Origin of the sequence: Legionella drozanskii LLAP-1, assembly GCF_001467585.1 — a bacterium.
Classification (GTDB): Bacteria; Pseudomonadota; Gammaproteobacteria; order Legionellales; family Legionellaceae; genus Tatlockia; species Tatlockia drozanskii.
In genome coordinates, this window is the sequence record NZ_LNXY01000027.1 from 387,188 (window position 1) to 413,532 (window position 26,345).

Below are 26,345 nucleotides of genomic sequence, written 5' to 3' on the forward strand. Positions count from 1 at the left end.
TCAGCCTGAGGAGGAGCGCCAGCGACATCTCGAAGGGCCTGTCCTAAGGCACTCGAAGGTGCTTTGCACCAAGGCTTCGAGACAGCGCTACGCGGCTTACTCAGCCCGAACGGATCGAGCTACTGATTGGAACAACACCTATTTTTGTTCAAAAAAAGTGACGATACCTCAAGCCTTGGCCCAACTTACACTGGCGAATCCCCGTGGCTTGACCAGGGGTCCATTTCAATAGGGCTAGAAAGCAGAGCAAGCTAGCGCCATGGATTCCGCAGTCAAAGTCGCGAGGATTCGCTTTGATAAATAGACGATATCCTCAAGACAGTGGCTATCTTCGTCGTTACCAATATTACTAACAAACTCTATTTTTCAGCAACTTACGCGCTAAAAACAGATCATTCTGAGTATTAATATCCTGCAAAGGTTCCACACAAGCTTCATCCACTCTAATTTTGTACCCGGCCCAAAGCGCTCGTAACTGTTCTAAGGCTTCACAAGCCTCAAGTTCACAAACCGGCCAGGTCACAAAATCAAGTAGAAAAGCTGCTCTATAAGCATATAAACCAATATGACGAAAAATCTGAGCAGTACTTTGAGGGTTATCGCGATGCGCAGGAATTGTAGATCTAGAAAAATAAAGCGCATCATTATGTTGATCTCGCACTACTTTAACAACATTAGGATTATGCAATTGCTCAATACTCTCAATCGGCCAACATAAGCTCGCCATTGAGTGTGGTGAATTGTAAAGACTGTGCGCTACCTGAAAGATTAACTCCGGCGCTATCAAAGGCTCATCACCTTGTACATTCACAATGATGTCCTGTCCTGCAAATTGGCCCCTAGCAATGACCTCCGCAATGCGATCGGTCCCTGTTTGATGACTAACCGCAGTCATTTGAACTTGCGCACCAAAATCTGCAGCATGATTTGCAATCTCTAAACTATCGGTAGCGATTATAATGGATTTAGGCTTAGCCTTAAGCACCTGTCTGTAGACTCGCTCAATGACTGTCTTTCCTTCCAGTTCTAATAACAACTTACCCGGTAATCGAGAAGATTGATAACGGGCCGGAATAACCACATGAAAATCGATACTCATAATTGTTCTTTTTCCTCTAACGGTATCAATCGTGCTTCTTGTTCCAACATGACAGGGATTCCATCACGAAGCGGATAAGCGAGGCGATCAAACCGGCAAATTAATTCATTATCCTTAACCAATAATTTACCTTTACAAAGCGGGCATACTAAAATTTCAAGCAACCGATTATCCACGAGGTTCTCCTTGAGTTATTTGATTGCGAATATAGACAGGTAAAGCATCCGCCGCGCTAACAGCGTCTATTTTGCCGGTTAAAACAAGGCGAATCATCGCTTCAGCCTTAGGATAAATAGTAAGCATTTTATCCATTCTCTTTTGGATTGCAGGAGAAAACTGCGGCAAATAGGATTCATAACCTACCCCCGCTAAAATTAAAGGTTTCTCATCTTCCAAACCAATATCTGCAACGAAAGAAACCTGCTCGTCAACCTGATAAGATTGAGCATTAAAATAAGCCCAATAGAGCTGATTCATACGAGCATCAAGTACAGCAAGCACGGCAGCTTCCTGAAGATTGGATTCTTGCTGCAAGGCTTCATTCGCTATAGCAGCAAGACTACTGACGGGGTATAAGGGTAGATCTTGCGCATAAGCAAGCCCTTTTGCTACGCTACAGGCTATTCGAAGCCCGGTAAAACTGCCAGGTCCGCGACCATAAACAATGGCGTCTAGTTGGCTTAAACTCCATTCAGCCTCAGCCAATAAATTCTCCACCATAGGCAAAATTAAACGGGCGTGACTGCGCTGGGCGCCTTGCTCGTCGGAGCGTAACTCTCCATTTCGCAGTAAAGCGATAGAAGCACATTCGGTTGAAGTATCAATTGCTAACAGGTTCATTTCTTAAAGCCAAGCTATCTATAAAATTTAATACGGTTTGTTCATCCCGCGTTTTACGGAGTGCTGGTAGACTAGCAAAAATATAGCGACCATACTCTCTTCCCGTTAAACGAGGGTCCGCAATCATTAAAACACCACGATCGCTTGCATCGCGAATCAAACGACCCACACCCTGTTTTAAGGCTAGGACCGCATTGGGTAGCGATAATTCGTCAAAACCAGACAAGCCACGCGATTGCAAATAAGCCATCTTTCCGCGAGTTACGGGATCTGCAGGATTTGCAAAAGGTAATTTGTCAATAATGACGCAGGATAAGGCTTCCCCCTTCACATCAACCCCTTCCCAAAACGTTGCCGTGCCCAATAACACTGCATTGCCGAGTTGACGAAAACGGGCTAATAAAATAGGTTTTGCTTCATCACCTTGAATTAATAGTGGGTAGTTTAAAGTATTGGCCAGTAGATGAGCAACCAATTTTAAAGCCCGATGACTGGTGAATAAGAAAAAACAACGTCCTCCACAGGCCTCAATAACAGGTAGAGCCCTTTCAACCAATGATTCGTAATAATTTGCGTTTTTAGGATCAGGCAAATTACGCGGTAAATAAAGTAAAGCCTGCTGTTGATAATCAAAGGGACTAGGTAATGCTAAGGTTTTTGCTTTCAATAAACCTAAGGGTTTAATAAAACAATCAAACGAAGACGCCATCGTTAAAGTGGCTGAGGTAAAAACATAGGCGGCTTGCTGACGTAGCAATAATTGGCTAAATGCATCAGCAATATCAAAGGGCGTCGCATGAAAAACCAAACTATGCTTAAATCGCTCTACCCAACGGATTTGTTGACTATCTGCCTGTTCAAAATTCCGTAGCAGCGTTTTTAATTCATCTAATCGTTTTTGGCAGCGGGCTAAACCGGAAGTCGCTTCAATGCTCGCTGAATCGAGGCAGTCTGAAAGCTGATTGACTAAATCAAGCAAGGCCTTCCAAGCTGAATCAAAGGTTTTAAAGCGTTTCAGTTCATCCCAAGCAAATCGTTCTTCGCTTGTTGTTAAGGCTAGCAATAATTGATCACTGACCCTATCCATTTGTACGCTTAATTGCTTCAACGGCTGATTGGCTAAATCAAGTACTGGCCATTCTCGCAATAAATCATCAATTAAATCACGAAATTGTTTTGTCCCAACTCGTTGGCCATTAAAATTCGCTGCAATTTCTGTAAGTTGATGTGCTTCATCAAAAATAACCACATCAACCCCGGGTAAAAGCTCGCCAAACCCTTCTTCTTTTAAGCGCGAATCAGCAAAAAATAAATGATGATTAATCACCACGACATCGGCTTCCAATGCTCGCTTACGGGCTTTGACTAAAAAGCAAGTTTGATGATATTCGCAGTCCCCACCTAGACAATTATCCACGGAAGAAGTTACATAGGGCCAAACAGGTGAGTCTTCATTAATTTCCGGTAACTCTGAGCGCTCCCCTTCTGTCAATTGCGCCAGTTTTTCGCGTACATGCAAAATTTCATGGGCACATTGAGGACTAACAAACCGTCCTTCCTCTGCATGCAAATGCACACGATAACGACAAAGATAATTCGCTCGGCCTTTAAGATTTTGAACGCGTAGCGACAAACCAAGCGCCCGAACAAGCATTGGTAAATCTTTTTGAAATAATTGATCCTGAAGCGTTTTTGTGGCAGTTGAGATTAGCGCTTTTTTGCCATTTAAGAGGCAGGGAAGCAAGTAGGCAAATGTTTTTCCTGTGCCAGTTCCAGCCTCAGCGACTAAAGTTGAACGCTCAGTAATTGTTTGTGCTATAGCTACCGATAATTCAATTTGTGCCTGACGCGCCACGAAACCAGGGAGAGCCGTGGCAAGTCTTCCTTTGTCGCTTAAGACACGCTGACAATGCGCAACGACATCATCAACGAGCTCTATTACTTCTCCCACTCTTTTTGCAAATATTGAAGTTTATCTTTGACAGTTTCCCATTCTTTAGCGTCCTCAGGTGCATCCTTTTTAGACGTAATATTGGGCCAAGTTTTGGAGAGTTCAGCATTAAGCTCTTTGAATTGCATCTGATCTTCAGTCAAATCATCTTCGGAGACAATCGCTTGCACAGGGCATTCAGGCTCACACAAAGCGCAATCGATGCATTCATCAGGATGGATGACTAAGAAATTTGGACCTTCATAAAAACAATCGACCGGGCAAACTTCCACACAATCAGTGTACTTGCATTTGATGCAGCTTTCGGTAATCACAAAAGTCATAATAAACTCTAAATTCTCAGGTTATATTCTCTTATTAAAGCATAATTACTGGGCATCTAGCTAGCTTTAGAGCGTTGCTAAATGATACCTTCTCGAGAATGGTAAATTGTAAGTCAAAGCCCGATCTACAAGAATTTCCCGCCAATACCAACCCATTCAACTACGCTGATGGCAACTCTGATAAAGCCCTGTCTATCGTTTCAAGCATAAAATTCACTTCTTCTCGATTAATTGTTAAAGGCGGCGCTATCCTTAGGACAGAACCCCACTGACCTCCTCTGCCAATCAATAAACCTTTCTCCTTGCAAAGCTCCATTAACTGCAAGGCTTCCTCCGTTGCCGGTGTCTTTGTTTTGCGATCTTTGACCAATTCAACCCCTAGCAACAACCCACGACCGCGAACATCGCCAATAAGAGAATGTTTATTCCCTAGCTGATTCAAACCATCTTTTAGAAGATTGCCCATGATACGGGCATTTTCAACCAACTGTTCTTCTTTAATAATTTCCATAGTCAGCTTAGCCTGGATCATTTGTAGAGGATCAGCGGCGAAGGTATTGAAATAGGTTTTGCCAGTCATGGTTTCAGCGACCTCTGTTTTCATTAATACTGCCCCAACTGCTGCGCCATTACCAAAACCTTTTGCCATAGTCACCATATCTGCATCGATGCCCAGTGTTTTTGTGAGTAAAAAATCTCCGCCACAACGACCAGCGCCGGTTTGAACTTCGTCACTGATATACTTACCGCCGTAATTATGAACGATACGAGAAACCTCAGAAAAATAGGCCTCAGGCGGAGTAATAAAACCGCCCACACCCATCACTGGTTCAAGAATAAAAGCGGCAATCTTGCCATGTGTTGAATTTTGGATTGTCGTTTCTACATTTTTTGCACATTCTAAAGCGCAACTTTCAGGTTTTTGTTTAAAGGGGCAGCGATAACAATATGGCTCAAGAGCTGAAGTTACAGCGGTCACTGGCTGGGCTTTGAATCGCCAGATTGAGAGCCCACAGGAAGCGAGGGTCGCAGAAGTACCGCCATGATAAGAATGCCGTACATTCACCACCATCGTTTCTCCTGTCGCATGGCGGGCCGCCATGATGGCAAGTTCATTCGCCTCTGAACCAGAATTTGTAAACGATACTCTGTCCATACCATTTGGTGCTTCTTCAAGCAAATGCTTCGCGGCTTCTACTGGTGCTTGATGCAAATAAAGTAGACTAGTATGTTGAATAGTGTCATTTTCTATCGCATCAATAAGTGCTTTTTTAATCTTTGGATGATTGTGGCCAGCAGAAATGCATACAATGCCACCGATAGCATCCAAATAACGTTTTCCTTCCGAGTCCCAGGTATAGACACCCTGTGCTTTGGTCAGTTGTACTGGGTTTTTATAGTAAAGTGCAGCTGTGGGTAAAAAATGATTTTTTCGGAAGTTTATAAGCGCTGAATTGTTGTTCTCATTCATGAGAGTTATTTCCTTTTATTTTGGTGTTTTTAAAACTTAAGCTCAGGACCCAAAGGAACAATTTGCATCGGATTAATCATTTTATGACTGTAATAATAATGCTGCTTAATGTGGGTCAAATTGACTGTCTCACTGACTCCAGGATGGTGATATAACCGCAGCAAATACGGTTGTAAGGATGAATAATCAGTAATTCTTCGCTTATTCGTTTTGAAATGACCAAAATAAACCGCATCAAAACGCACTAAAGTGGTAAACAAACGCCAATCCGCTTCGGTTAACTGATCACCCACTAAATATTGATGCTTGCTTAAATGTTTATCAAGTTCATCCAAAGTTGCAAAAAGTTCATTAAATGCTTCTTCATAAGCATTTTGCGTGACCGCAAAACCACATTTATAGACACCATTGTTAACTGTATTATAGATTTTATCGTTTATCGCATCGATTTCTTCAGCTAATGCTTTGGGGTAAAAATTCTGCTTGTCGCCGGTTAAATGGTTAAACGCTTGATTAAATTGACGGATAATTTCTGATGATTCGTTACTGACCATTGTTTTCGTTTTTTTATCCCACAAAACGGGGACAGTCACTCTGCCGCTGTAATGTGTATCAGCCTTGCAGTAAAGTTGATAAAGATAGGCTAAGCCATAAAGCTTATCTCCTGTTGCCCCCATTCCTGTTTTAAATTCCCAACCATTTTCTAACATGTGGGGATGGACGATTGATATATCGATGAAATCGTCTAGCTTTTTTAATTGTCGAAAAATAAGCGTGCGATGTGCCCATGGGCAAGCCAGAGACACATATAAATGATACCGTCCTTTTTCAGCGGGAAAATTAGCATTGGGGTCCTCAGAAATAGCATGATGAAACTTAGAGGATTCTCTTTTAAATCCCCCCTTTTTGCTTGTTTCATATGCCTTATCAGTCCATTCACCAGAAACTAACACCCCCATGTCATTTCCCCCTGAAATAATCTAGGTTAAAAGAAAACGGAAATTTTTTTGAATTTCAGTAAGGCTAAATTTATTAAGAAAAAGCGAAAAACTCATCCATGCACCGAGAGCGGCTAAATCACGGAATGGTGGAGGCAAATAAACAGGAGGAGAAATCACGCCACGCTCTTTTAATTCACCTAACAAGGGCAAATCATCTAAGACTATTTTACCGGCGAATAATAAAGGAATTGTATCGATACGACGCTGGCTAATTGCAAAGCGCATAAAATTGTAAATCAACAAAAATCCTTTAGCGTAAGAAAGATCCTTAGTAAAAGGACCTCCTTCCGGTGTGCTCCCTCTGAAAACACGTACCGCTTGATTGTAACTAATCTCTTCCGATAAACCACAATCTATAAAGTATTGATAGATATCAAGAAAATTGGCACCTTGTCTGACTTTTTCAAGCGCAATAACCCGATTAGTTATTTTTTGCACGCGTGCAGGATAGGACGAAAAAGTGACTATTTCGGTAATGACAGCCAAACCTTCTTGCATGACCGAACTTGAAGGTGAACCTTTAGATAAAAAGAAACAATAAGGTTGCATCGAACCATTTAAAGTAGTGCCAACATGTACCCAACCCTCGTGTACTTCAAGGTATTTTAAATCCCGATCACTAAACATTGCTTTTTGGCTGAGCTTAATTGTATCAGCACCTGCTGCAGCATCGGCGACCATGTCATCACTCACTTGCACAGTCACTCTGCCGGGATGCTGATCAAAAAATTGACTTAAACGTTCCTGCAACATTTCTTGTGCTTGTTTCGGAGTATAACGTTTTACATCCGCTTCTGATTTTAATTGCACATCGAGCGCGTTGAGCACATCAAAAAGAAGGGTACCCAACTCGGATAATCTCGGTCCGCCGGAATAGAAAACATCATTCGGGCTACCGTACAATTCCATCGATAATTCACAAAAAGCGGGCGTTCCACGCACATTGAGCATCTGCGCAGCCCGCGAATACTCTTCGCACTGACGCTTTATTAGCCGAGTGATTGGCGTGTATTGTCCAAGATGATTTTGTGCGTCTCGTAAAATTAAACGAAACTCTTCTTGCTTTTCATGAGCATCAAAAGGAAGTGGCCTGTTTTTATAGTATGATTCATCAACAGCGGGTAGGCGTTTTCCTTTATGCTTAAAAAAATCCTGCTTGATTGACTCATCCCATTTTATGCTATCTAAAATACGTATCTGACTTTGAGCCTCAACGATACGTCTAGATAAGTCTTGGATAACAGCTAACCCATCTGCTTCTATTGACATAATCATCCTGTATGTTAACTAGCTACCTTTACGTTCTGGATCCGACGGTGGTGTTATGCTCACTTGAGCATTTTGATTTTGCTGTGGCAGATCGTAAAAATGACTAATATTCGAATCGGTCAACGGCGGAGGCACGGCTACCGTAGCCCCATTTTTACTTTGTAAATATTGCTTTTCACCATTACTAGTATAAGCAGAACAACCCGCTAAAAGCAGCGCCGATATTAAAAGAACAACGTTTTTTTTCACTACAACTATCCTCTTCTATATAAGTTGCAAGTTACGAAGTACTTGCTCCATTGCTTGATGGTGTTCTTGAGCCAAGGTTGTCATTGGTAATCGCAACTCATCGCTCATCAAACCCATTTTACTTAAGGCCCATTTTGCAGGAATAGGATTAGACTCTACAAATAATAATTGATGCAAGGGCATCAATTGTTCATTAATTCGTAAACAACCTGCATGATCATCATCCAAAGCAGCATCACATAATTTTGCCATTTGTCGGGCTGCAACGTTGGCTGTGACGGAAATCACCCCTTTTGCACCTGCTAAAAGCCACTGAGCCGCAGTCAGATCATCGCCACTATAGACATCAATACTTCCTTCTGACGCGCGTATAATCTGCTGCAATCGAGACATTTGACCAGTTGCTTCTTTAATTCCTATGATATTTGAAATCTTAGCAAGTCTTACGACCGTCTCAGGCAACATATCACAAGCGGTTCGACCCGGTACATTATAAAGAATGATTGGCATGGCCACGGAATTGGCAATGGCACTGTAATGTTGATAAAGCCCTTCTTGGGTCGGTTTAATGTAAGCTGGTGTCATGATAAGGGCTGCGTGCGCGCCGCATTCCATGGCTTCATTGGTCAATTCGATACAATCTTTAGTCGCATTCATTGCAGTACCTGCAATGACTGGAATGCGTTCGCGAGTTTGTTCTATTACCGTTTTTATGACTAAAAGTTTCTCTTGATGAGACAGGGTTCCTGCTTCTCCAGTAGTGCCCGCAGCCACAATAGCATGCGTACCTGCTGTGATATGGAACTCAACTAGTTCGCGTAACTTAGCCACATCCACTTTGTCCTCATGCATTGGAGTCACCAATGCTACTATACTTCCTCGAAACATTACGCCCTCTTTTTCCCAAACGATAAAGCCAATACTACTGGGGGATGAATAATTTCTCAAGCCAAAAAATTTATCTTTGCAATCAGAATACTCAGCCAAGCTTAAAACACAGTCCCAGTAAGACTTAGCCTGTTTTTTCATGACATTAAAAAAAATATTTTGCTTTTTTATTAAACATTTTGTTTATTTTTGTACTAATATGATTTCTGAGGGAAACAACAATACTAACAAAAGGAAAAGAACCATGAAAAGAACAATCATCTCTACTTTAATTTTTGCTAGTTTATCTACCATCACCCTGAGCTCTTGCACTAATACTCAAGTCGGAACCGTTGCAGGCGGGGCTACCGGAGCTGGAGTTGGTTATGCTGTTGGCCGTGGGGGCGGTGCAATTATCGGCGCTGGCGCTGGTGCTCTAATTGGTAACCAAATCGGTCAATCTCAAGACAGAAGATATTATCGACATGCATGGAGAAGTGGCTATTACAATACCAATTATAACTATGGTAACAGATATGGTTATGGTAATGGATATGGCTATGGTAATAGATATGGCTATGGTAATGGATATGGTTATCGTAACGGATATGGCTATGGATTAGGTTATGGTAATGGTTTTTGGAGAAATGGAGTTTTCAGTAGCTTCTAATAGCTGTTGAAGTTAAAACCCTGGTTTTGCGCCCTCTTAGCTCATACTGAGTTTGAAAAGCGCAAAACCGGGGTTTTTATTTAGAAGTCATTGATAAATTAGCGATTAAGTACTAAAGCAAAATAGAAAACTCGCTGCTATACTGGTAAAAACAATATCTAAACAGGGACTGTAATCATGCGATTAAAAGATAAAGTAGCCATTGTAACAGGCGCAGCCAGTGGAATAGGTAAAGAAATAGCCCTCCTTTATGCAAGTGAAGGCGCAAAAGTAGCCATTGCCGATCTTAATCTTCAACAAGCCCAAGTTGTTGCTGACGAAATTAACTCTAAAAAAGGTCAAGCAATGGCAGTTCAAATGAATGTTATTGACGAAGATCAAGTGAACACCGGCGTTGATGCAGTCGCCAAACAATTTGGTGGCATCGATGTCCTTGTTAGTAATGCAGGAATTCAAATTATTGACCCTATTGATCAATTAGCTTATGCCGATTGGAAAAAATTACTTTCTATACATTTAGACGGTGCGTTTTTAACGACCAAAGCATGTCTAAAACACATGTACGCAGCAAAAAAAGGCGGCAGTATCATCTATATGGGCTCTGTCCATTCAAAATTGGCCTCTAAATTAAAAGCACCCTACGTAACTGCGAAACATGGATTATTAGGTTTATGTAAAGTAGTTGCTAAAGAAGCAGGTGAATATGGAATTCATGCTAATGTCATTTGCCCTGGCTTTGTCCGCACTCCTTTGGTAGATAAACAAATCCCTGAACAAGCAAAAGAATTGGGAATAAGTGAAGAAGACGTGGTTAAAAAGGTTATGCTAAAGGATACAGTAGACGGAAAATTCACCACCGTCGAGGATGTTGCGCAAACCGCTTTATTTTTCGCAGCGTTCCCCTCCAATGCCTTAACCGGTCAATCATTAGTAGTCAGTCATGGTTGGTTTATGGAGTAATTGTGGCTAAGTATTAATGAACTTAATACGTCAAGGAGAATTTTAAAATGGATGAAGCACAAATTAAGAAGAATGCATTTGCAATGCCTTTTTCATGCCCCTCTTACCCTCGAGGGCCCTATCAGTTTAATAATAGAGAATACTTTATTATTACTTACGAAACAGATATCGACTTACTGCGTGAGATAGTACCGGCGCCCCTAGAAGTCGTTGAACCCTTAGTTAATTTTGAAGTGATTCGGATGCCAGATTCAACTGGCTTTGGTGACTATACCGAATCGGGTCAAGTTATCCCTGTTCGTTTTAAGGGAAAGTCAGGCTCTTATACTCATGCAATGTATTTAGATGACCAACCTCCGATCTCAGGTGGACGGGAAATTTGGGGCTTTCCCAAAAAGCTAGCACAACCCTGCCTCAGAGTGGAAAAAGAAACCCTTCTGGGTATTTTAGATTATGGTAGTTCTCGGGTCGCGACAGCCACTATGGGTTTCAAGTATGAAAAACTCGAGACAGAGGCTATAAAAAAATCCATGTCCGGCCCCAATTATCTACTGAAAATAATTCCCCATGTTGATGGAACAACCCGCATTTGTGAATTGGTGGAATATCATTTGGAAGATTTGGTCATTAAAGGGGCCTGGACAGGACCTGCACGATTGGATTTAAACTATCATGCCCTGGCTCCTATTGCCTTCTTACCGGTAAAACATGTCGTTAAAGCTGCACATATAATCACTGATCTAGTATTACCTTATGGTCGGGTTGTACATGATTATCTAAAATAGTAGTCAATTCATCTGCCCTTAAAAGGGCAGGTAGGATGGGTATTTATAGGGAATATACATTTTAGGGACATTACATGCTTATCTTGATTGGCTACATTGTAATTGTATTATCGGTTTTTGGTGGATTTGCCCTGGCTGGTGGGCATTTGAAAGCAATCATTCAACCTATTGAATTATTAATTATTACCGGAGCAGCAATCGGCTCTCTAATCGTTGGTAATCAGTCCAGTGTTTTAAAAGCCATTTTCAAAGCCTTACCCACTGCTTTTAAAAGCCAAAAATCAAACAAAGTACTTTATATGGATTTATTAGGTTTGCTTTATACTTTGTTGAACAAAGGACGCCAGGAAGGAATGATGGCTTTAGAAGCTGATATCGATGCCCCCGAGAATAGTGCGATTTTTAGTAACTACCCGCGTCTTTTAACAAAAAAACATGTCATTGAATTCATTTGTGATTATTTTCGCTTAATTATCACTTCCAACATGCAGCCTTTTCAATTGGAATCGCTCATGGATAGTGAAATAGCCACTTATCATCAAGAAGAACTTATTCCAGTAAACGCCATTACTAAACTTGCCGATGGTATGCCCGCCTTTGGTATTGTAGCTGCGGTTTTGGGCGTGGTGCACACAATGGAATCTATCAATCTCCCGCCAGCGGAACTTGGTATTTTAGTCGCTCAAGCATTAGTAGGAACTTTCCTTGGGATCTTATTAGGCTATGGCTTCATTGGGCCGATAGCAACCGCCATTGAACAACGTTCAGGTGAAACCTTGCTGATGATGAATTGCATCAAAGTCACACTCTTAGCGAGTGTGAGTGGTAACCCCCCTCTTATCGCCACTGAATTTGGCAGAAAAGTCTTGTTCTCAACCGCAAGACCATCATTCAATGAACTTAATGAAGGAATTAAACCAGTAAAAGCAGATACTGCCGATGCCGCTTAACAATCATCGATAACGCTAGTGTGCAAAATGCATCCTCAATGCTTAGCCTCTACCTTATGGAGCAATTATGGCTGAAAGTAAAAACATCATTATCATTAAACGAAAAGCGGGGGAGTCCCATCCTTACCATGGTGGCTCATGGAAAATAGCTTACGCCGACTTTGTCACGGCAATGATGGCCTTTTTCTTATTGATGTGGCTAATCGCCTCTTTAAATAAAGCACAAAAAGATGGCATAAGTGAATATTTCAAACAGCCGCTACGCATTGCCTTAATTGGCGGCGATAGCATGGGTTCGAGGACAAACATAGTTAAAGGTGGGGGGGATAAATTAGATAAGCATGACGGGCAAGTCTCCGCTGATAAAACAGCTGATGGGGAGAAACAAGGAACGCTTAACGAGAAACAAAAGGAAATAGAGAAACTTAAAGAATTAAAATCAAATATTTTGATCATGGTAGATAAAGATCCTGCCCTTGCCGAATTAAAAGATCGCTTATTGATGGACGAAGTTTCGGAGGGTTTACGTATTCAGCTTATTGATAATAAGAATAAGCCTATGTTTCCAATGGGATCGGATCAAATGAGTCCAGAAATGCAACCCATTCTTGATAAAATCACCAAGCTTTTAAAAACTGTCCCCAACAAAATTAGTATCCAAGGTCATACGGATGCAAATCCCTACAACAACCCTGAGGATTTGACACAAAGTAACTGGGAATTATCTACACAACGAGCCAATGCGGCAAGACGAGTTCTTCTTAAATCGGGTTTACAGGAAGATAAAGTCATGGAAGTAACGGGCTTTGCTTCCTCGGTTTTATTGGATAAAACAAATCCCTTAAATCCAAATAACCGCCGTATTTCAATTATTGTTATGAAAAAAGAAGTTGAAGATAAACTTATAAAGAACAAATAATTATCAAATCAAAGACAAAGGCACTCAAGCCTTTGTCTTTTAATTACCTCATTAAGAATTAACACCAAGCCTGAAAGCACCAACTCCATTCAAGTGTGGACCTAAACGTAGCGCTACATAGGATTGAGGTTGATTAACAGTAGTGCTAAATTTTCTTTCAGCCCCTCCTCCACAAGGCCACATTTCTGCATCCATGATAGAGACGCGTGTATTGTGGTTTTCATTAACTCCTTTTGCTAAATAGCATGAAAAAGTATTAGCTGGACCTGCAGCTTTTGAGCAATTGCTGCCATTCTTTGCAGAATCATAAACAACAGTACCATCCGGATCAGCAATGACCAATCTTCCCCCTTGTAAACTTGGGTTTGTGGCGTTAAAGCTGGCGACAAAATTATCAGCATCTGCTTTCAATACTGCATAAGTAGCATCCTGACCAGACTGAAAAGTCTGTGCATTCTGTAAGGCTGTTAAATCATTGGTGAAGGTTTGTGACATTTGGAGCAATGAATAATATAAATTCTGATAAAGCGCTGAGCCACCTATTGCGCTATCAACACCTGGGGCGGAAGGACCGAACCCACCTAAAGAGCAAAAGGTCATAGGGCCTTGAATGATATTTAAAATACTTAATGGATCGGGTTGATAACATTCAAGAGAGTTTAGCTGACAAACCTTAGGTCCACCCTGAATACTACTACTTATCATATTAGAACCCGTAATATTTAAATTCAGTGTACAAGATTGCCCTATTGTTGACAGATAAAAAAAGGGATCGCAGTCTCCAGCAGTGTTTTTAATCTGAGTGATACCAAAGGGCACGTCCAACATTGCTAAAAGATGCGGCTGAATGGATTGATTCGTAATCTGATATTTGACATTCGCTGTGCCATTTGATGGCACTACGATATTGGTAGGTGTTAAAGGAGTAAAGGTCCAAACAGGAATCCCGGCCTGTGCTGCTGTCATCATTAGCATGCTTAACCCCACCCCAGTTTTTTTCAATAGAAATCGTGTCTTCATGACCTAGACCTTATGCAATATAAGTTAAATTAAATAAAACTCCATTGGTATAGAGATGATTGAGTTTTAAGCCATGACCGAAAGTGGGCACTCGAAGTTCACTCCGACCCCAATCGGCAAATTCATAACCAACACCAACTTGCCAATTTGAATTCAGCGCTTTTTGTACTCCTGCACCCACCGTATAGGTAAAGGATGTTGTGCTGTGAGAGCCAAGATTGGAAATAGGCAGGGCCTCAAATATCGTTGGCGAATTTCTGAAGGAATATGATTCGTTAAAACCCACACCTATACTGCCGTTTACCCAGGGAATTAACCAATAGCCATTATCTCTTAGTAATTTAGCTTTAACAGCAACGTGAGTATGTTGCAGTTTGTAATTATAAGCATAATTATTAAACAATGGGTTTGCATCATACCAAATTGAACCAGAAAGCCTAGCATCACTTGTTGCAGCAACCGTAAGTCCCAATTGAGCCTGAAGCTGTTGGAGAAACGGCTTTTGCACACCTATAAAAACTTCACCGTCTACTAAAGTTCTGTTAGATTTATGAGTGATATAGGTTCTTGGTAACCCTAATGTTTGAGTCCGACCACTGCTCTCCCAGACTGGACCTACACTAACCGCGCCCACCCAAGACCAGGAAGGTACAGCAGCTAAAGATCCCATAGTACCTGCAAAGACATTAGAGGCTAGAAGAGTGGCTGATAAGACGAATAAACACGAATTCCGATTCACTGATACTCCTTAATTAAATAATTATTCTAATGCGTAGTGGTCACTTAAGAGTTAATGCCAAGTCTGATAGCACCGACACCATTTAAATGCGCGCCTAAACGTGCTGCTACATAAGATTGAGTTTGATTAACCGTAGTACTAAATTTTCTTTCAGCACCAACGCCACATGACCACATTTCTGAATCCATGAAAGAGACACGTGTATTGTGGTTTTCATTAATTCCTTTTGCTAAATAACAAGAGAAAGTATTAGCTGGACCCGCAGCTCCTGAGCAATTGCTTCCATTCTTTGCTGAATCATAGACCACAGTACCATCTGGATCTGCAATGACCAGTCTTCCACCTTGCGCAGAGGGGTTAGTGGCACTGTAGTTGGCAACAAAGCTATCAGCATTCGCTTTCAGTATCGCATAGGTAGCGTCTTGGCCTGATTGAACGGTCTGTGCATTTTGTAAATCAAGGAGATTTTGAGTGAAAATGGGTATCGCTGGGTATAATGAATTATATAAATGTTGATAAATAGGAGAACTAGTTATTGCATTCTCAACACCCGGGCCCGAAGGACCAGAGCCATTGATAGTACAAATATTATCTGCATTCGATACAAAACTTGCGCATAGCAAAGTTGTAGTTAATCCTACACTCGTTATGGTTTTAAATTTCCTTAATTTTGTCATGTTATATCCTATCTTTTAGTGAAGTCTCTTAATATGCACTGGAAAAAAATAGTCTAAAGAACAATAACCATTTATACAACTATAAAATAAATGCATTAATCATTGTATTTAGTCCCCCAACTCCTATGAACTTTATAGGCACATAAAGAATATATTTTCTAATCGATGGCCAATAATTGTCTTAATAAATTCGCTTAAGCTGAGCTATTATTAGCTAATATACCCGAAGAGGATTTCAAGGTGAAAACAAGACCAGTCTATATCGCAGGAGGCATTAGGACCCCCTTTGTAAAGTCAATGACCACTTATAATGAAATATCAACTCAGGATTTGATGCTTGCTTCTTTACAGGAACTGGTCAAAAAAATGCACCTTGAAAATAGAGTTTTGGGTGACGTGGGGCTTGGCGCTGTGATGAATAGCTCTTTTAATTGGAATCTCGCACGAGAATGCGTACTTGGCTCCAACCTCAATCCTCATACACCGGGATATTCGCTGCAAAGAGCTTGTGGAACGAGTCTAGAAACTACTTTGCAAATCGCCCTTAAAATTGCCAACTACCAAATTGATGATGGCATTGCTGGCGGTGTCGATACAAATAGCGATATGCCAATTATGTTCAAGCGTTCCTTTGCTCAAAAATTACTTGCTTTGCATCAAGCGAAAGATTTTCCCACAAAATTAAAATTATTATTTTCTTTTCGTCCAAGCGATTTAAAACCGCAATTTCCTGCGGTTGTGGAGCCCAGGACAGGTTTATCAATGGGGGGACATACTGAGAAAATGGTGAAAGAATGGCATATTACTCGTAATGCCCAAGATGAATTGGCTTTTTTAAGTCATCAAAATGCTGCTAAGGCTTATGATGAGGGTTTTTACGATGATTTGGTTTTTGAATTTCAAGGCATAAAACGCGACGGCATTTTGCGTAAAGATACGACGATAGAAAAATTGACCAAGTTAAAACCCTCTTTTGATTTTAGCGGTTCCGGCACTTTAACTGCAGGCAACTCTACTCCTCTCACCGATGGTTCTTCGGCAGTCTATTTGGTTAGTGAAGATTTAGCTCAAAAATTTAATTATCCTTTACTTGCCCGTTTTGTTGATGCTCAAGTCGCAGCGGTAGATTACGTACATGGTGAAGGCTTGTTAATGGCCCCCACCATTGCTGTATCTGAACTTTTAAAGCGTAATAAATTAGCTCTACAAGATTTCGATTTTTATGAAATTCATGAGGCGTTTGAGGGGCAAGTTTTATGTACTTTAAAAGCGTGGGAATCAGAGGATTATTGCAAACGCATCCTTCATCGGGACGCACCATTGGGAACCATCGATCGCTCAAAATTAAATATCAAGGGGGGATCTGTCGCTCTAGGGCACCCTTTCGCTGCAACAGGCGCTCGGATTGTTGCAAGTCTTGCCAAAATGCTACACCAAAAAGGCAGCGGCCGAGGCTTAATTTCTATATGTACAGCAGGGGGCATGGGAGTGACTGCTATTTTAGAAGCAGTCAAATAACTAATACAGTTTCATGAGAAATGAGTGGAACATCTTCTTGAGAATTTGGAATTATTGTCTCAGAATCAATATCAGTCTCGGATTGACAGAAAAAGAAGGAAAAACAGGAAAAAAAGCAGCTGGGATTTAAGCGATTTAACTCTTGATTGATTAATCCATTGAGTTCACTTTGCGTCGAAGTTTGTCCAAAAAGACCTCTAATTTTACGAATAATCCATAAACGACTTCGTAGTTGGCGAATAAATTGAAGCTCTGGTGCTGGAGGATTTTTATAACCGTTCAAAGCTTCCTTCATATCTAATAAAATTTCTTCATAATTAGAATCATCTTTATGCGCTCTAATAAATTCTTTCATGCAGATAACTGAATGTTCTTTTTTCATTTTCAAGCTTAAATTATGATCCTCACCAATGCCTTGCATAAGCTCTAATAATTCTTTAGTAGAACTCACTTCACAGGCGTTTATCCTATGAGTGGAATTTAAATAATAGCTTTTGATTTTTTTCCTTTGTTGTTTATTTAATTCTTTATACGAATCTGTTTTTTCCACCCCTTCTTTGAGGAGGGATTGAATGATAAGAAAGGGATTTTTTCTTACCTCATGGAGAGGATGAGAATGGACATTTTCAATTGCTGCGACAGCGACATCTAACGGTTTTTCGCCTTCACTATTTTCTTGTTCCGCAAACTCACTAAACGCTTGCCAAGTTTCTTGATAACGATAATCCCCTAGTCGAATTGCGAGATGCAATGGTGTATCACCCTCGATAAATTCATTTGCACAGAATGAATTATAGCGATTCATATTCGCATCAATATCATTAATTAAATATTCTTGGATTGATGGATTGATATCTCTAATAATTTCTTCCTGAATTGATTGGGAATCTTCTTCACTCATGGTCGTCACAAAATCACGAAATGGAGAGCTAGAAAAAAGTACAGCCCTTAACATAGCTTGTCTTGCTAGCACTGCATGAGTAATTAAAGCAATTTGTGCTCTATCTTCCGGATTATTTTTATCAAAAAATTCTTCTAAATCTTGTTCAATAATAGATTGGGGAATAAGAATATGTTTATAAAATTCTCGCCATTTTGCCTGTTGAAACTCGGGGTCTTTACCTAATTCAATAAAGGCACAAACTTCCTCGGAATTTGAGTACGCTTTGTTATCGAGTGGATTTGCAAGCAAACGTAAATAAGTCGGCCAATAAAAATTTTTTGAATCAAGAAGGTTTGGAAATTCAGTAAGATCGCGTAGTGTGATTGCGAAAGCATGCTCGTTATGTAGCCAGCTTGTCATACGAGCATTGTAACGCGACATCACACTATCAACCATCATCATATCATTATCAATTTTAAAAAATACAACTTGAAATTTTTCCTCCCCTTTTATTAATTTTTTTACTATATAAAAACCCCAATTCCCTTTGTGGAGATCATCTTCTTCTAAGGTATAAGAACTGGTTAACACACTAGCTAAGGAATTCATGTCGAATTCGATTTGCCCGCTGCTTCTCAATTGCCATAACACATTAAAAATACCTGGATCATATTGATCAAGAAAAGCGATCGGAATTTGTTCCCCTTCACTGACAGTTCTGTAAGTAATACAGTAGCGTGATGACGATTCTTTAAAGTTATTTTTTATACCTTCCGAATCGTTCGCAGGTTTGGGCCTATTATCTTTGTCAATGGATGCAAAAACACCTAAGCCTTCCCGCCTTTTTGCGGTGTAAGAAAAGTGCTCGGATGCAAGGCCAATAATTTCTTGCTCCTCGTTTTTTACTAAGGCCTGTTTAGGAGTCAAATCAGGCCCTAAAAAACGCCTAGCTACGAGAGTTAATGCCAATTCAAGGCGAGATAATTGAGGGTTGCCTTGTTTATTTTTTTTATAAACAATTTTTCTTAAAGAACCATCAGCATCAAGGTATTGAGCATCTTTAAAAAAAGTATGCCCCGCTCGACTCGGTTCTCCTGGAATGATTTCATTACTTTTATAAAAAAAAGTCATAGCTTACAACAAATTTACTCAATGACCATAATTTTACCAAATAATTAACTCTATTCAAACGTTTATGACCGTTAATTTTAATTAAAGGTGAAATAAGCCACGTAATTTAGTCTAATATTATACTTAATGGATTTTTACAAGCGATGGAAACCGATTCTTATCTAATCATTGCTTGCTTGGAGGAGAAATAATGAAAAAAATTGATGAGGCTTTATCTATTTCAAACCCTCGCTTGCTTTCCGCAGTTTATTTTGGCTTATTATCAATTGTGGCAACCATCATTATTGATGCCTTTTTTTATGCATTCGGGGTGGCACAGATATTACCTACTTTCCAAGCCATACTGCTAGCAGTAATCATGGCGAGTTGTTTTGGTGCTATTTTTGGCGAGCGTATTATCCATTCTCAAAAACCCTATCGCCGCAGAGCGTTTCTTTGGGGCTTTGCCATGGTTCTTGCTGCTTTACCTATTTATGCTTTAATCTTCTTCTATTTATTTAAGACCCATCACCCTGAAGCCTTTGCTGACTTAGGGTTCAATAACCTGTTTGTTACTTATTTATTTATATTACTCTATTGTTTTCTTGTCGCAGGTTTGTGGCTTGCAATTGCTGCCGGTTTAGCAGCAATGTATTTACGCGGGCATCTAGTTTACGACATACTACACTCTAAACATGAAAAACTAAAACCACTTAAAGAAAATCCCGTAGAAACAAAAGATGAGACCGTAGTAAAACCCGCGGAGCAAAATAGAGAACATGTAACCACTAAGTGACAAGATGATGAATTCAAAGGCTAACAATTATTCTCCACTAAGCCCCAGATTTGCTGGGGCCGTTTTTTTTGCCGTGTATTTACTGTTATTTAGCTTATTTACCAAATACACCCTCTTATCTTTACGCGACAAAGCGCTTCTACCTCTATTGCCTTCTGTCTTCGTTGCCCTCATTATTGGCGCTTTAGTTGGTTGCTTTTTGGGAAAAGCTTTAGCTAAAAAAGCACATTGGTTTCGTCCTTTTTTAATCGGTATTTTACTTGCATTTCTGATACTAATTCTTGGGAGTTTAGCGATTTTAGCTCATTATTATTTTTCCGATCCGATATTTGTAAGTCGGCTGCACCACGTGAAAGATTACTTCGTTGTTTATGGAGCAATCTTAGCTTCACTCAGCTTGACGATAGGACTTTGGTTTATTCCTCTTTCCGGGCTTGTAGCGATTTATTTCAACAAACATTTCTTACCCGGTTTAATTGCCGTTGATCAGCAACGCATTGAAACTAAAGATCACGGATAATCTGATGCACCCAATGATGAATGATAAAGCCCTTTTGTTTAAACTGATGGAAAATGGCGCTACGGTTATTACTCCTAATAATCGTTTAAGCAATGAATTAATGAATGATTTTTTTAAAACTCATTACGAATCCGTGCAGGATAAACCTCGTTGTCTGCCCTATTCTGCTTTTTTGCAAATTCAGTTCAAGCTCTTATGTCACAACGACCCAAATAATTCGCACCCTATTGTTCTAACCCCAGCACAATTCCATTATCTTTGCCGCCAGACTCTTAAAAATCATACTCCGCTCTTGAACGAGGGTTTACTACAAGCGGTGGTGGATGCTTGGGTTCGTTGTCAATATTGGCAAATTGATTTTAACCATCCTTCTTTTTTGTCGACGCCGCAAACAAGGCAATTCCAACTCTGGGCTTTAGAATTACTTCAGCAACTCCACCAAATAGAGGCTATTACGGAAGCTCAATTAGCCAATTATTTAAGCTGTCAAAAAACAGATATCGGGCGAGAGAGCTTTGTATGGGCCTGTTTTGATGATTACACCCCGCAACAACGTGCGTTACAAGAATATTTCAGCGGGCAAGGTTGCCAACTATACCACTATGATCTGAACACAACGACAACCCAGCTACAATTGTATGCCGCTCAGGACAAACAAGATGAGTATCAGCAATTAATGCATTGGATAAAAACCTGTCTCGCCAAAGGTGAAAAACGCATTGCTGTTGTCGTTCCTGGTTTACAAACTCAATCTCAGTCCTTGCAACGCCTTTTGCAAAAGCAATTTTCGCCAGAACAATTTAATATTTCTCTTGGCCAAGCCTTGTCCGATTACCCACTCGTTGCCCATGCAATCTGCTGGATTCAGCTCAATGGCAATTATTTCAATACTTATCAAGCACGTTTATTACTTCATTCGCCTTATTTGGCTTATTCACAAACTGAAATGCTGGCTCGAGCCCAGCTTATGGAGGAAAGCAAGGTACTGAAGGAATTTCAATTTGAACAAACCGCATTACTTAAAGAATTGAAGCAAACAACCCCTCAATTGGCTGAGTTAGTTAAAACCATCACCCCTTATCCTCAAAGTGCTTCCCCAACTGAATGGGTTACAGCGTTTAAAAATCGCCTACTAGCTCTAGGCTTTCCAGGTGAATACTCTCTAAGTTCTGCTAATTATCAATGTTATCAACGATTTTTAGCCTTATTTGACGAGTTTAAACAACTTAATTTACTCACTGTGGAGCTGTCCCAGGAGGAAGCCTTTAATGCCTTCAGTTATTTAGCAAAATCAACCATTTTTCAAGCTAAAAAAGCAGAAGCGCCGATTCAAATTCTTGGCTTATTAGAAGCAGGAGGCTGTTCTTTTGATAGCCTCTGGTTAACAGGTTTGACTGATCAATCTTTGCCGCAAAATGCACGACTTTCTGCCTTTATTCCACTCTCATTGCAACGTGATAATTGTATGCCGCATGCTTCGCCTGCACGTGAATTAGATTTGGCAAAAAAGGTCTTGCAACGCTTTGCTAATAGTAGCTCTCAGGTAGTTTATAGCTACCCTCGCTTAAGTGATGATAAACCCAACATGCCTAGCCCGCTGGTTGCTCATTTACCTGCTTTTCCTGCAAGCGAAATTGACAAAGCAAATACTAGTTCTCAAGTCGTTTATTTCGCAGAAAATTATCAAATTCCTTTGATTAATGGTGAAAAAACGGCAGGAGGAACTGCGATGTTAGCCAATCAAGCAAAATGTCCATTCCGTGCTTTCGCAGAGCATCGCTTACATGCTAGAACGACTTTAGAAACCTCAGTTGGGCCTGATGCCAAAGAACGGGGACAGGTGATTCATAAGGTCATGGAATTACTCTGGCGAGCATTACACAATCAAAAAACCTTATTAGAACTTAATGCCGAAGAATTAGAAAACCATATCGAACAAGCCATTCGCTCAGCTTTAGAACCTTTAATTGATCAACGAACCCATTCTTTTTCATCCCTGTTCCAAGAGGTTGAATTAGCAAGGCTCAAGCGTTTAGTCCATGCTTGCCTTCAATGGGAACGGCAACGCCCCGCTTTTGAAGTTGAAGCTCTAGAGCAAGCGTTTACGATACATTTAGCAGGAATTGATTTTCGTGTTCGCGTGGATAGGCTTGACCGGATTGAGCAAGACAAAAAATGGGTAATTGATTATAAAAGCAGCTTGCCACAAAGTCTGCCATGGAAAGAGGAACGTCCTAAAGAACCACAATTGTTACTCTATGCATTGCTTGATCAAACGATCAATGGGCTCGTATTTGCTCAATTAAAAGCAGGGCAATTTAGTTGTAAAGGCTTAAGTGAAGAAAATCATTCCCTACCCGGTTTAGCCCCCATAAAAAAAGAGGAAGATTGGCTTGATTACCGACAACATTGGGAAGCGCAATTAACTGAATTAGCAGAAGAATTCAGGCAAGGTCACTGCCCCCCGCAACCTATCAATGCCTCAATTTGTCAACAATGTCATTTTCAAAACTTGTGTCGTATTGAGTAACTCGATGATATTAAGGATTCAGCGGCACTGACTTTTGACTATCGGCGTTATTTGCAAATAACACATCGAAATGCAAATAAAACCGTTTAGTGTTTACATGGGCAAGTTTTGAATCTCGATTTACCATGAGCCACTTAAATTCCTCTAATTTTTCTGGCTCTTCCTTCAATTCATTCAGTCGTTCAGTAACCAGCTCTTGCATTTTTTCCTGCAGCAGTCTCACATGATGTCGTTGCGAGGTGGTCAAAGGGTTTTTTAAGAAAGCAAAGTAACTATCCACGAGCGGATGTTTTCTCTCATAGGCTTCTGACTTCACTATTCGAATACAACAATTTTCAAGAAAGGCTAGTTTTTCTTCAAAAGAAGAAAATTTTTGCAGCTCCTCATTAAGGGCTGTTGCTGTAACGCCTAAAACCCCTTTATCAGATAGTGCTCTTGCCTCTTGTTGGATAAATTGATTATCAATGCCTTGGAAAAGATATTTATTAAGGAGAAAAGGTATGAATTTTTTTACGTTTTCTTCAGTGATAACAAAGCTATGCTTAGGCACTCCGAATTTAAGAGCTACTCTGTTTGTTTTAGTTTTTCCAAATAGTAATCTCGCTTTGCCATTAGTTAATAAATCGTCTTTCATTGTATCGATTATTTGATAAAGCAGTTTATAGTCTGCTGGAGAGGTCGTGCAAAATAACCGATATTTAAGATTAATAAGTTTAGGATGCTCATCCATTTTAAGACTACCTGATTGAGCAAAATCTTTCATTTTTAAGATATGTTTCTTATAAGGTTCACCTAGGCTATTTATATCTACTTTATAAATTTTTTGCCATATTTCAGGCTTTTCAGGCTGATTGACCATGTCCCAAACTATTGCAATGCCTTCATCAGTTAAATGGTCATTTTTCAAAAGAGGGTGTTCTTCTTCTAAGTCTGTAGCAAACAGATTTACAAACAACCTAGCTCCTTGTTGCGGGGAATTTAAATTAATAGACTGAAATTGAAAGGCGTGAAATTCCCGATCAACTAACTGCCAGAGCAGTTTTGACTTCGGTATCTTAGTATGTTTGGAAGCAATGTAATCCATATGATTTAACATCATATGAAACTCAGGTGGAATCGTATTGTGTAATCTTGCATGAAAAACATCATGTGCAGTGACTGCAGGCATTGGGCTGTAGGAATAATTATGAATACCTTTCGTTATTGCCTCAACACCACTATCAGGAATACTTACCGCTGTTTGTCTGTAATTATACTCAACCCCTTCTTTGACTGAGTCAATACTGACTTTACCTAATTTTGCACGAGCAGCCGCCGCTCCAGAAATACCTTTTATTGCTATTTGCAACCCTTCAATAGCGCCAAAGGACATATGAATATCAACATTATGCTCAGTAAACAGAGAATTTTTTCTAAACCAAGCGCCATTTCTTGCCAGGGCATCCCCAAGTTGAGTTCCCAGGCCCCCGTTACGTGCAATTTTGGGATTAGCTGTTGAGGTATAAAACATTTGCTCTGACTTAGGTGCTGCATGCATAAGCAAACGAAAGCGCTCCACATGCCAGTCAGTTAAGCCTCCGCTATAAGCATTTTTTTTAAGAATAGGAAGTAGTCTTTCCTTTGCATCTTGGGTAAATTGGCCTTGATCATCGACAATCCTAAATGTTTCCTTTATCGGCATAGTTTGAAGAACTTGTACTCTTGCCAAGATAGTTGCCAATTGCTGACGTGTTATTTTGTTTTGTTTAAACAGCCACAAGGCATAAAAAGGTAAAGAGGTATATGAAAACCGTCGATGTTTGTAATCACCTTCTCTAATTGCTTGCTCAAGATCATCGAGGCACTTTTGTCGAAGTACCATGCCAACCGGAATCGTCACTTCATTCCCATTCAAGAAATCATCGAAGTCATCGGAGTGGTCTGTCCTTCCATCGGCATTGGAAGGATCCTGATTTTTGGCATCATGATTTTGTCGTGGAGTAAATTTTCGCAATTCGGGATTAAAAGTGACATCAACCTCATTGGGAATCTCTGGGGAGAAAAAACGCCCCAAAAACAATTCCCAAGCAGCCTTCGCATCATCTAGAGAATTGATCTCCGCTATACCAGCAGTTATTGTCATAGGGATAAAGATCGAAATGGATTTAAAACTATTATACAAAGTGATTATTAAGAAACCATTAACCACATTTTAGATTGAGAAAAATAACCAGCACAGTTATTCTGGTAATTTGCCAAGATGTATTAAGGGAGTGAGCATGAATTTATTGATCGCAGGAGCCTCTGGTTTTATCGGACATCACTTAGTCAACGTCCTACAGTTAAAACATAAGATCACCGTACTTGGACGCGACAATGAAGTATTGCGAAAACGATTTCCGCAAAAAAAAATAAAAACCTGCACTTGGGAAAAACTAGCGGATTTGGATGCTAATTCCTATGATGCAATAATTAATCTCTGTGGTTACAGCATTGGCGCGTCACGCTGGACTCCAAAAGTAAAACGCCTCCTGATTGATTCACGTGTCAATACCACCTCTGATTTGATTAATTGGGCAATAAAGCACAAAGCCAAACCCCATTTTTACTGTGCCAATGCGATTGGAATTTATGGAACGCAAAACAATGGCGATCCTCAAGCTTTCGATGAAACAAGTCTGATTAACTTTAATCATCCTGATTTTCTTAGTGAAATTGGCATTCGTTGGCAAAGCGCGCTGCAACCTGCCGTAGATTATGGCATGCAAGTAACGACTACTCGTTTTGGTGTCGTACTTAAAAAAGGGGAAGGCATGTTGAAAAAACTTAGTCCTAGCTTTTATGTCGGTTTAGGGGCAATTATCGGCGATGGTAAGCAAATCCTCTCCTGGGTACACCTTGATGATGTAGTTGGCGCCTATTTATTCTTACTCGACCATCCTGATTTGACAGGTACTTTCAATGTAACGGCCCCTATTCCCGTCAGCCAAGCGCAATTTGCACGCACCCTCGCTAAAGCAATGCATCGTCCGTTGGTTTTAAAAATGCCGGCTTATCTAATAAAAGCTTTATTCGGTGAAATGGGTGAGTATTTACTGCTCAAGGGACAACGTGTGGTACCCAAACGATTAGTGGAAGTTGGTTATCAATTTCATTACCCAGATTTAACTTCTGCTTTGACTAATGAGTATAAATAAGTTCGGGGTTCTGAATAATTGA

24 protein-coding genes and 1 pseudogene are annotated in these 26,345 nt (G+C 40.3%); 10 read left to right on the forward strand and 15 right to left on the reverse strand.

Annotated elements, in window-relative coordinates:
• Nucleotides 1-349 precede the first annotated feature (349 nt).
• The 10 genes from kdsB to dapA all read right to left on the reverse strand — a co-directional run bounded on the left by kdsB (nucleotide 350) and on the right by dapA (nucleotide 9,091).
• A complete protein-coding gene (gene kdsB / locus Ldro_RS10900; protein ID WP_058496446.1) occupies nucleotides 350-1,099 on the reverse strand; it encodes a 3-deoxy-manno-octulosonate cytidylyltransferase in 750 nt (249 codons plus the stop codon).
• Nucleotides 1,096-1,275 (reverse strand): Trm112 family protein, encoded by a 180-nt coding sequence (locus tag Ldro_RS10905; RefSeq protein WP_058496447.1) that lies wholly within the window; start codon nucleotides 1,273-1,275, stop codon nucleotides 1,096-1,098. Before Ldro_RS10905 ends, kdsB begins: the two co-directional genes overlap by 4 nt.
• Nucleotides 1,268-1,939: a tRNA (adenosine(37)-N6)-threonylcarbamoyltransferase complex dimerization subunit type 1 TsaB gene (tsaB, locus tag Ldro_RS10910; RefSeq protein WP_058496448.1), complete on the reverse strand. Its 672-nt coding sequence runs from the start codon at nucleotides 1,937-1,939 to the stop codon at nucleotides 1,268-1,270. Before tsaB ends, Ldro_RS10905 begins: the two co-directional genes overlap by 8 nt.
• Complete coding sequence (locus tag Ldro_RS10915) at nucleotides 1,920-3,890, reverse strand: DNA repair helicase YoaA (RefSeq protein ID WP_058496449.1); 1,971 nt, start codon at nucleotides 3,888-3,890, stop codon at nucleotides 1,920-1,922. Before Ldro_RS10915 ends, tsaB begins: the two co-directional genes overlap by 20 nt.
• On the reverse strand, nucleotides 3,878-4,213 hold the full coding sequence (gene fdxA, locus Ldro_RS10920; protein ID WP_058496450.1) for a ferredoxin FdxA: 336 nt from the start codon (nucleotides 4,211-4,213) through the stop codon (nucleotides 3,878-3,880). Before fdxA ends, Ldro_RS10915 begins: the two co-directional genes overlap by 13 nt.
• 160 nt (nucleotides 4,214-4,373) lie before the next feature.
• Nucleotides 4,374-5,684, reverse strand: a complete 1,311-nt coding sequence (locus Ldro_RS10925; protein WP_058496451.1) for an aspartate aminotransferase family protein — start codon at nucleotides 5,682-5,684, stop codon at nucleotides 4,374-4,376.
• 29 nt (nucleotides 5,685-5,713) lie between these two features.
• Complete coding sequence (locus Ldro_RS10930; protein WP_058496452.1) at nucleotides 5,714-6,643, reverse strand: glutathione S-transferase family protein; 930 nt, start codon at nucleotides 6,641-6,643, stop codon at nucleotides 5,714-5,716.
• A 21-nt stretch (nucleotides 6,644-6,664) separates the two neighbouring features.
• Entirely contained in the window at nucleotides 6,665-7,954 is a 1,290-nt protein-coding gene (locus Ldro_RS10935; protein ID WP_058496453.1) for a flavohemoglobin expression-modulating QEGLA motif protein, read from the reverse strand.
• Between the two features lie 18 nt (nucleotides 7,955-7,972).
• Complete coding sequence (locus tag Ldro_RS10940) at nucleotides 7,973-8,203, reverse strand: hypothetical protein (RefSeq protein WP_058496454.1); 231 nt, start codon at nucleotides 8,201-8,203, stop codon at nucleotides 7,973-7,975.
• Between the two features lie 15 nt (nucleotides 8,204-8,218).
• Nucleotides 8,219-9,091 (reverse strand): 4-hydroxy-tetrahydrodipicolinate synthase, encoded by an 873-nt coding sequence (dapA, locus tag Ldro_RS10945; RefSeq protein WP_058496761.1) that lies wholly within the window; start codon nucleotides 9,089-9,091, stop codon nucleotides 8,219-8,221.
• Nucleotides 9,092-9,335: 244 nt separating this feature from the next.
• On the opposite strand from dapA, the pseudogene Ldro_RS16795 reads away from it, so the two are divergent.
• From Ldro_RS16795 to motB, 5 genes and pseudogenes are all read left to right on the forward strand, one after another.
• Nucleotides 9,336-9,596 (forward strand): annotated as a pseudogene (locus tag Ldro_RS16795) (glycine zipper domain-containing protein); the annotation flags it as partial.
• Between the two features lie 321 nt (nucleotides 9,597-9,917).
• The gene (locus tag Ldro_RS10955; protein WP_058496455.1) at nucleotides 9,918-10,700 is read left to right on the forward strand and encodes a 3-hydroxybutyrate dehydrogenase; all 783 of its coding nucleotides are present in this window, start codon (nucleotides 9,918-9,920) and stop codon (nucleotides 10,698-10,700) included.
• Nucleotides 10,701-10,747: 47 nt separating this feature from the next.
• Nucleotides 10,748-11,485 carry an acetoacetate decarboxylase gene (locus Ldro_RS10960; RefSeq protein WP_058496456.1) on the forward strand — a complete coding sequence of 246 codons (738 nt, stop codon included), beginning with the start codon at nucleotides 10,748-10,750 and terminating at the stop codon, nucleotides 11,483-11,485.
• Nucleotides 11,486-11,559: 74 nt separating this feature from the next.
• The gene (motA, locus tag Ldro_RS10965; RefSeq protein WP_058496457.1) at nucleotides 11,560-12,435 is read left to right on the forward strand and encodes a flagellar motor stator protein MotA; all 876 of its coding nucleotides are present in this window, start codon (nucleotides 11,560-11,562) and stop codon (nucleotides 12,433-12,435) included.
• A 67-nt stretch (nucleotides 12,436-12,502) separates the two neighbouring features.
• Complete coding sequence (gene motB / locus Ldro_RS10970; protein WP_058496458.1) at nucleotides 12,503-13,354, forward strand: flagellar motor protein MotB; 852 nt, start codon at nucleotides 12,503-12,505, stop codon at nucleotides 13,352-13,354.
• A 51-nt stretch (nucleotides 13,355-13,405) separates the two neighbouring features.
• On the opposite strand, the gene Ldro_RS10975 is transcribed toward motB, so the two are convergent.
• The 3 genes from Ldro_RS10975 to Ldro_RS10985 are packed head-to-tail and all read right to left on the reverse strand — an operon-like array spanning nucleotide 13,406 to nucleotide 15,790.
• Nucleotides 13,406-14,374, reverse strand: coding sequence for a hypothetical protein (locus tag Ldro_RS10975; RefSeq protein ID WP_058496459.1), 969 nt, complete (start codon nucleotides 14,372-14,374; stop codon nucleotides 13,406-13,408).
• Between the two features lie 10 nt (nucleotides 14,375-14,384).
• Entirely contained in the window at nucleotides 14,385-15,113 is a 729-nt protein-coding gene (locus Ldro_RS10980) for an outer membrane protein (protein ID WP_058496460.1), read from the reverse strand.
• Between the two features lie 44 nt (nucleotides 15,114-15,157).
• On the reverse strand, nucleotides 15,158-15,790 hold the full coding sequence (locus Ldro_RS10985; protein ID WP_058496461.1) for a hypothetical protein: 633 nt from the start codon (nucleotides 15,788-15,790) through the stop codon (nucleotides 15,158-15,160).
• A 240-nt stretch (nucleotides 15,791-16,030) separates the two neighbouring features.
• Between Ldro_RS10985 and Ldro_RS10990 the strand changes: the two genes are divergently transcribed.
• Nucleotides 16,031-17,308, forward strand: coding sequence for an acetyl-CoA C-acetyltransferase (locus Ldro_RS10990; protein WP_058496462.1), 1,278 nt, complete (start codon nucleotides 16,031-16,033; stop codon nucleotides 17,306-17,308).
• Here the strand turns inward: Ldro_RS10990 and ankK are convergent.
• Nucleotides 17,301-19,322: a Dot/Icm T4SS effector AnkK/LegA5 gene (gene ankK / locus Ldro_RS10995; RefSeq protein WP_058496463.1), complete on the reverse strand. Its 2,022-nt coding sequence runs from the start codon at nucleotides 19,320-19,322 to the stop codon at nucleotides 17,301-17,303. The two genes, Ldro_RS10990 and ankK, sit on opposite strands and share 8 nt — an antisense overlap.
• A 190-nt stretch (nucleotides 19,323-19,512) precedes the next feature.
• Here ankK and Ldro_RS11000 point away from each other — a divergent pair, with 190 nt between their 5' ends.
• Genes Ldro_RS11000 through Ldro_RS11010 form a run of 3 tightly spaced genes read left to right on the forward strand, consistent with a single transcriptional unit; the run spans nucleotide 19,513 to nucleotide 23,147 of the window.
• Nucleotides 19,513-20,097 carry a hypothetical protein gene (locus Ldro_RS11000; RefSeq protein WP_058496464.1) on the forward strand — a complete coding sequence of 195 codons (585 nt, stop codon included), beginning with the start codon at nucleotides 19,513-19,515 and terminating at the stop codon, nucleotides 20,095-20,097.
• A 4-nt stretch (nucleotides 20,098-20,101) separates the two neighbouring features.
• Nucleotides 20,102-20,617, forward strand: a complete 516-nt coding sequence (locus Ldro_RS11005) for a hypothetical protein (protein ID WP_058496465.1) — start codon at nucleotides 20,102-20,104, stop codon at nucleotides 20,615-20,617.
• Between the two features lie 13 nt (nucleotides 20,618-20,630).
• Entirely contained in the window at nucleotides 20,631-23,147 is a 2,517-nt protein-coding gene (locus tag Ldro_RS11010; protein WP_238584007.1) for a PD-(D/E)XK nuclease family protein, read from the forward strand.
• A 10-nt stretch (nucleotides 23,148-23,157) separates the two neighbouring features.
• Here the strand turns inward: Ldro_RS11010 and Ldro_RS11015 are convergent, their stop codons facing one another.
• The gene (locus tag Ldro_RS11015) at nucleotides 23,158-25,269 is read right to left on the reverse strand and encodes a hypothetical protein (protein ID WP_058496467.1); all 2,112 of its coding nucleotides are present in this window, start codon (nucleotides 25,267-25,269) and stop codon (nucleotides 23,158-23,160) included.
• A 136-nt stretch (nucleotides 25,270-25,405) separates the two neighbouring features.
• On the opposite strand from Ldro_RS11015, the gene Ldro_RS11020 reads away from it, so the two are divergent.
• Nucleotides 25,406-26,323, forward strand: coding sequence for a TIGR01777 family oxidoreductase (locus Ldro_RS11020; RefSeq protein ID WP_058496468.1), 918 nt, complete (start codon nucleotides 25,406-25,408; stop codon nucleotides 26,321-26,323).
• The last annotated feature ends 22 nt before the right edge of the window (nucleotides 26,324-26,345 follow it).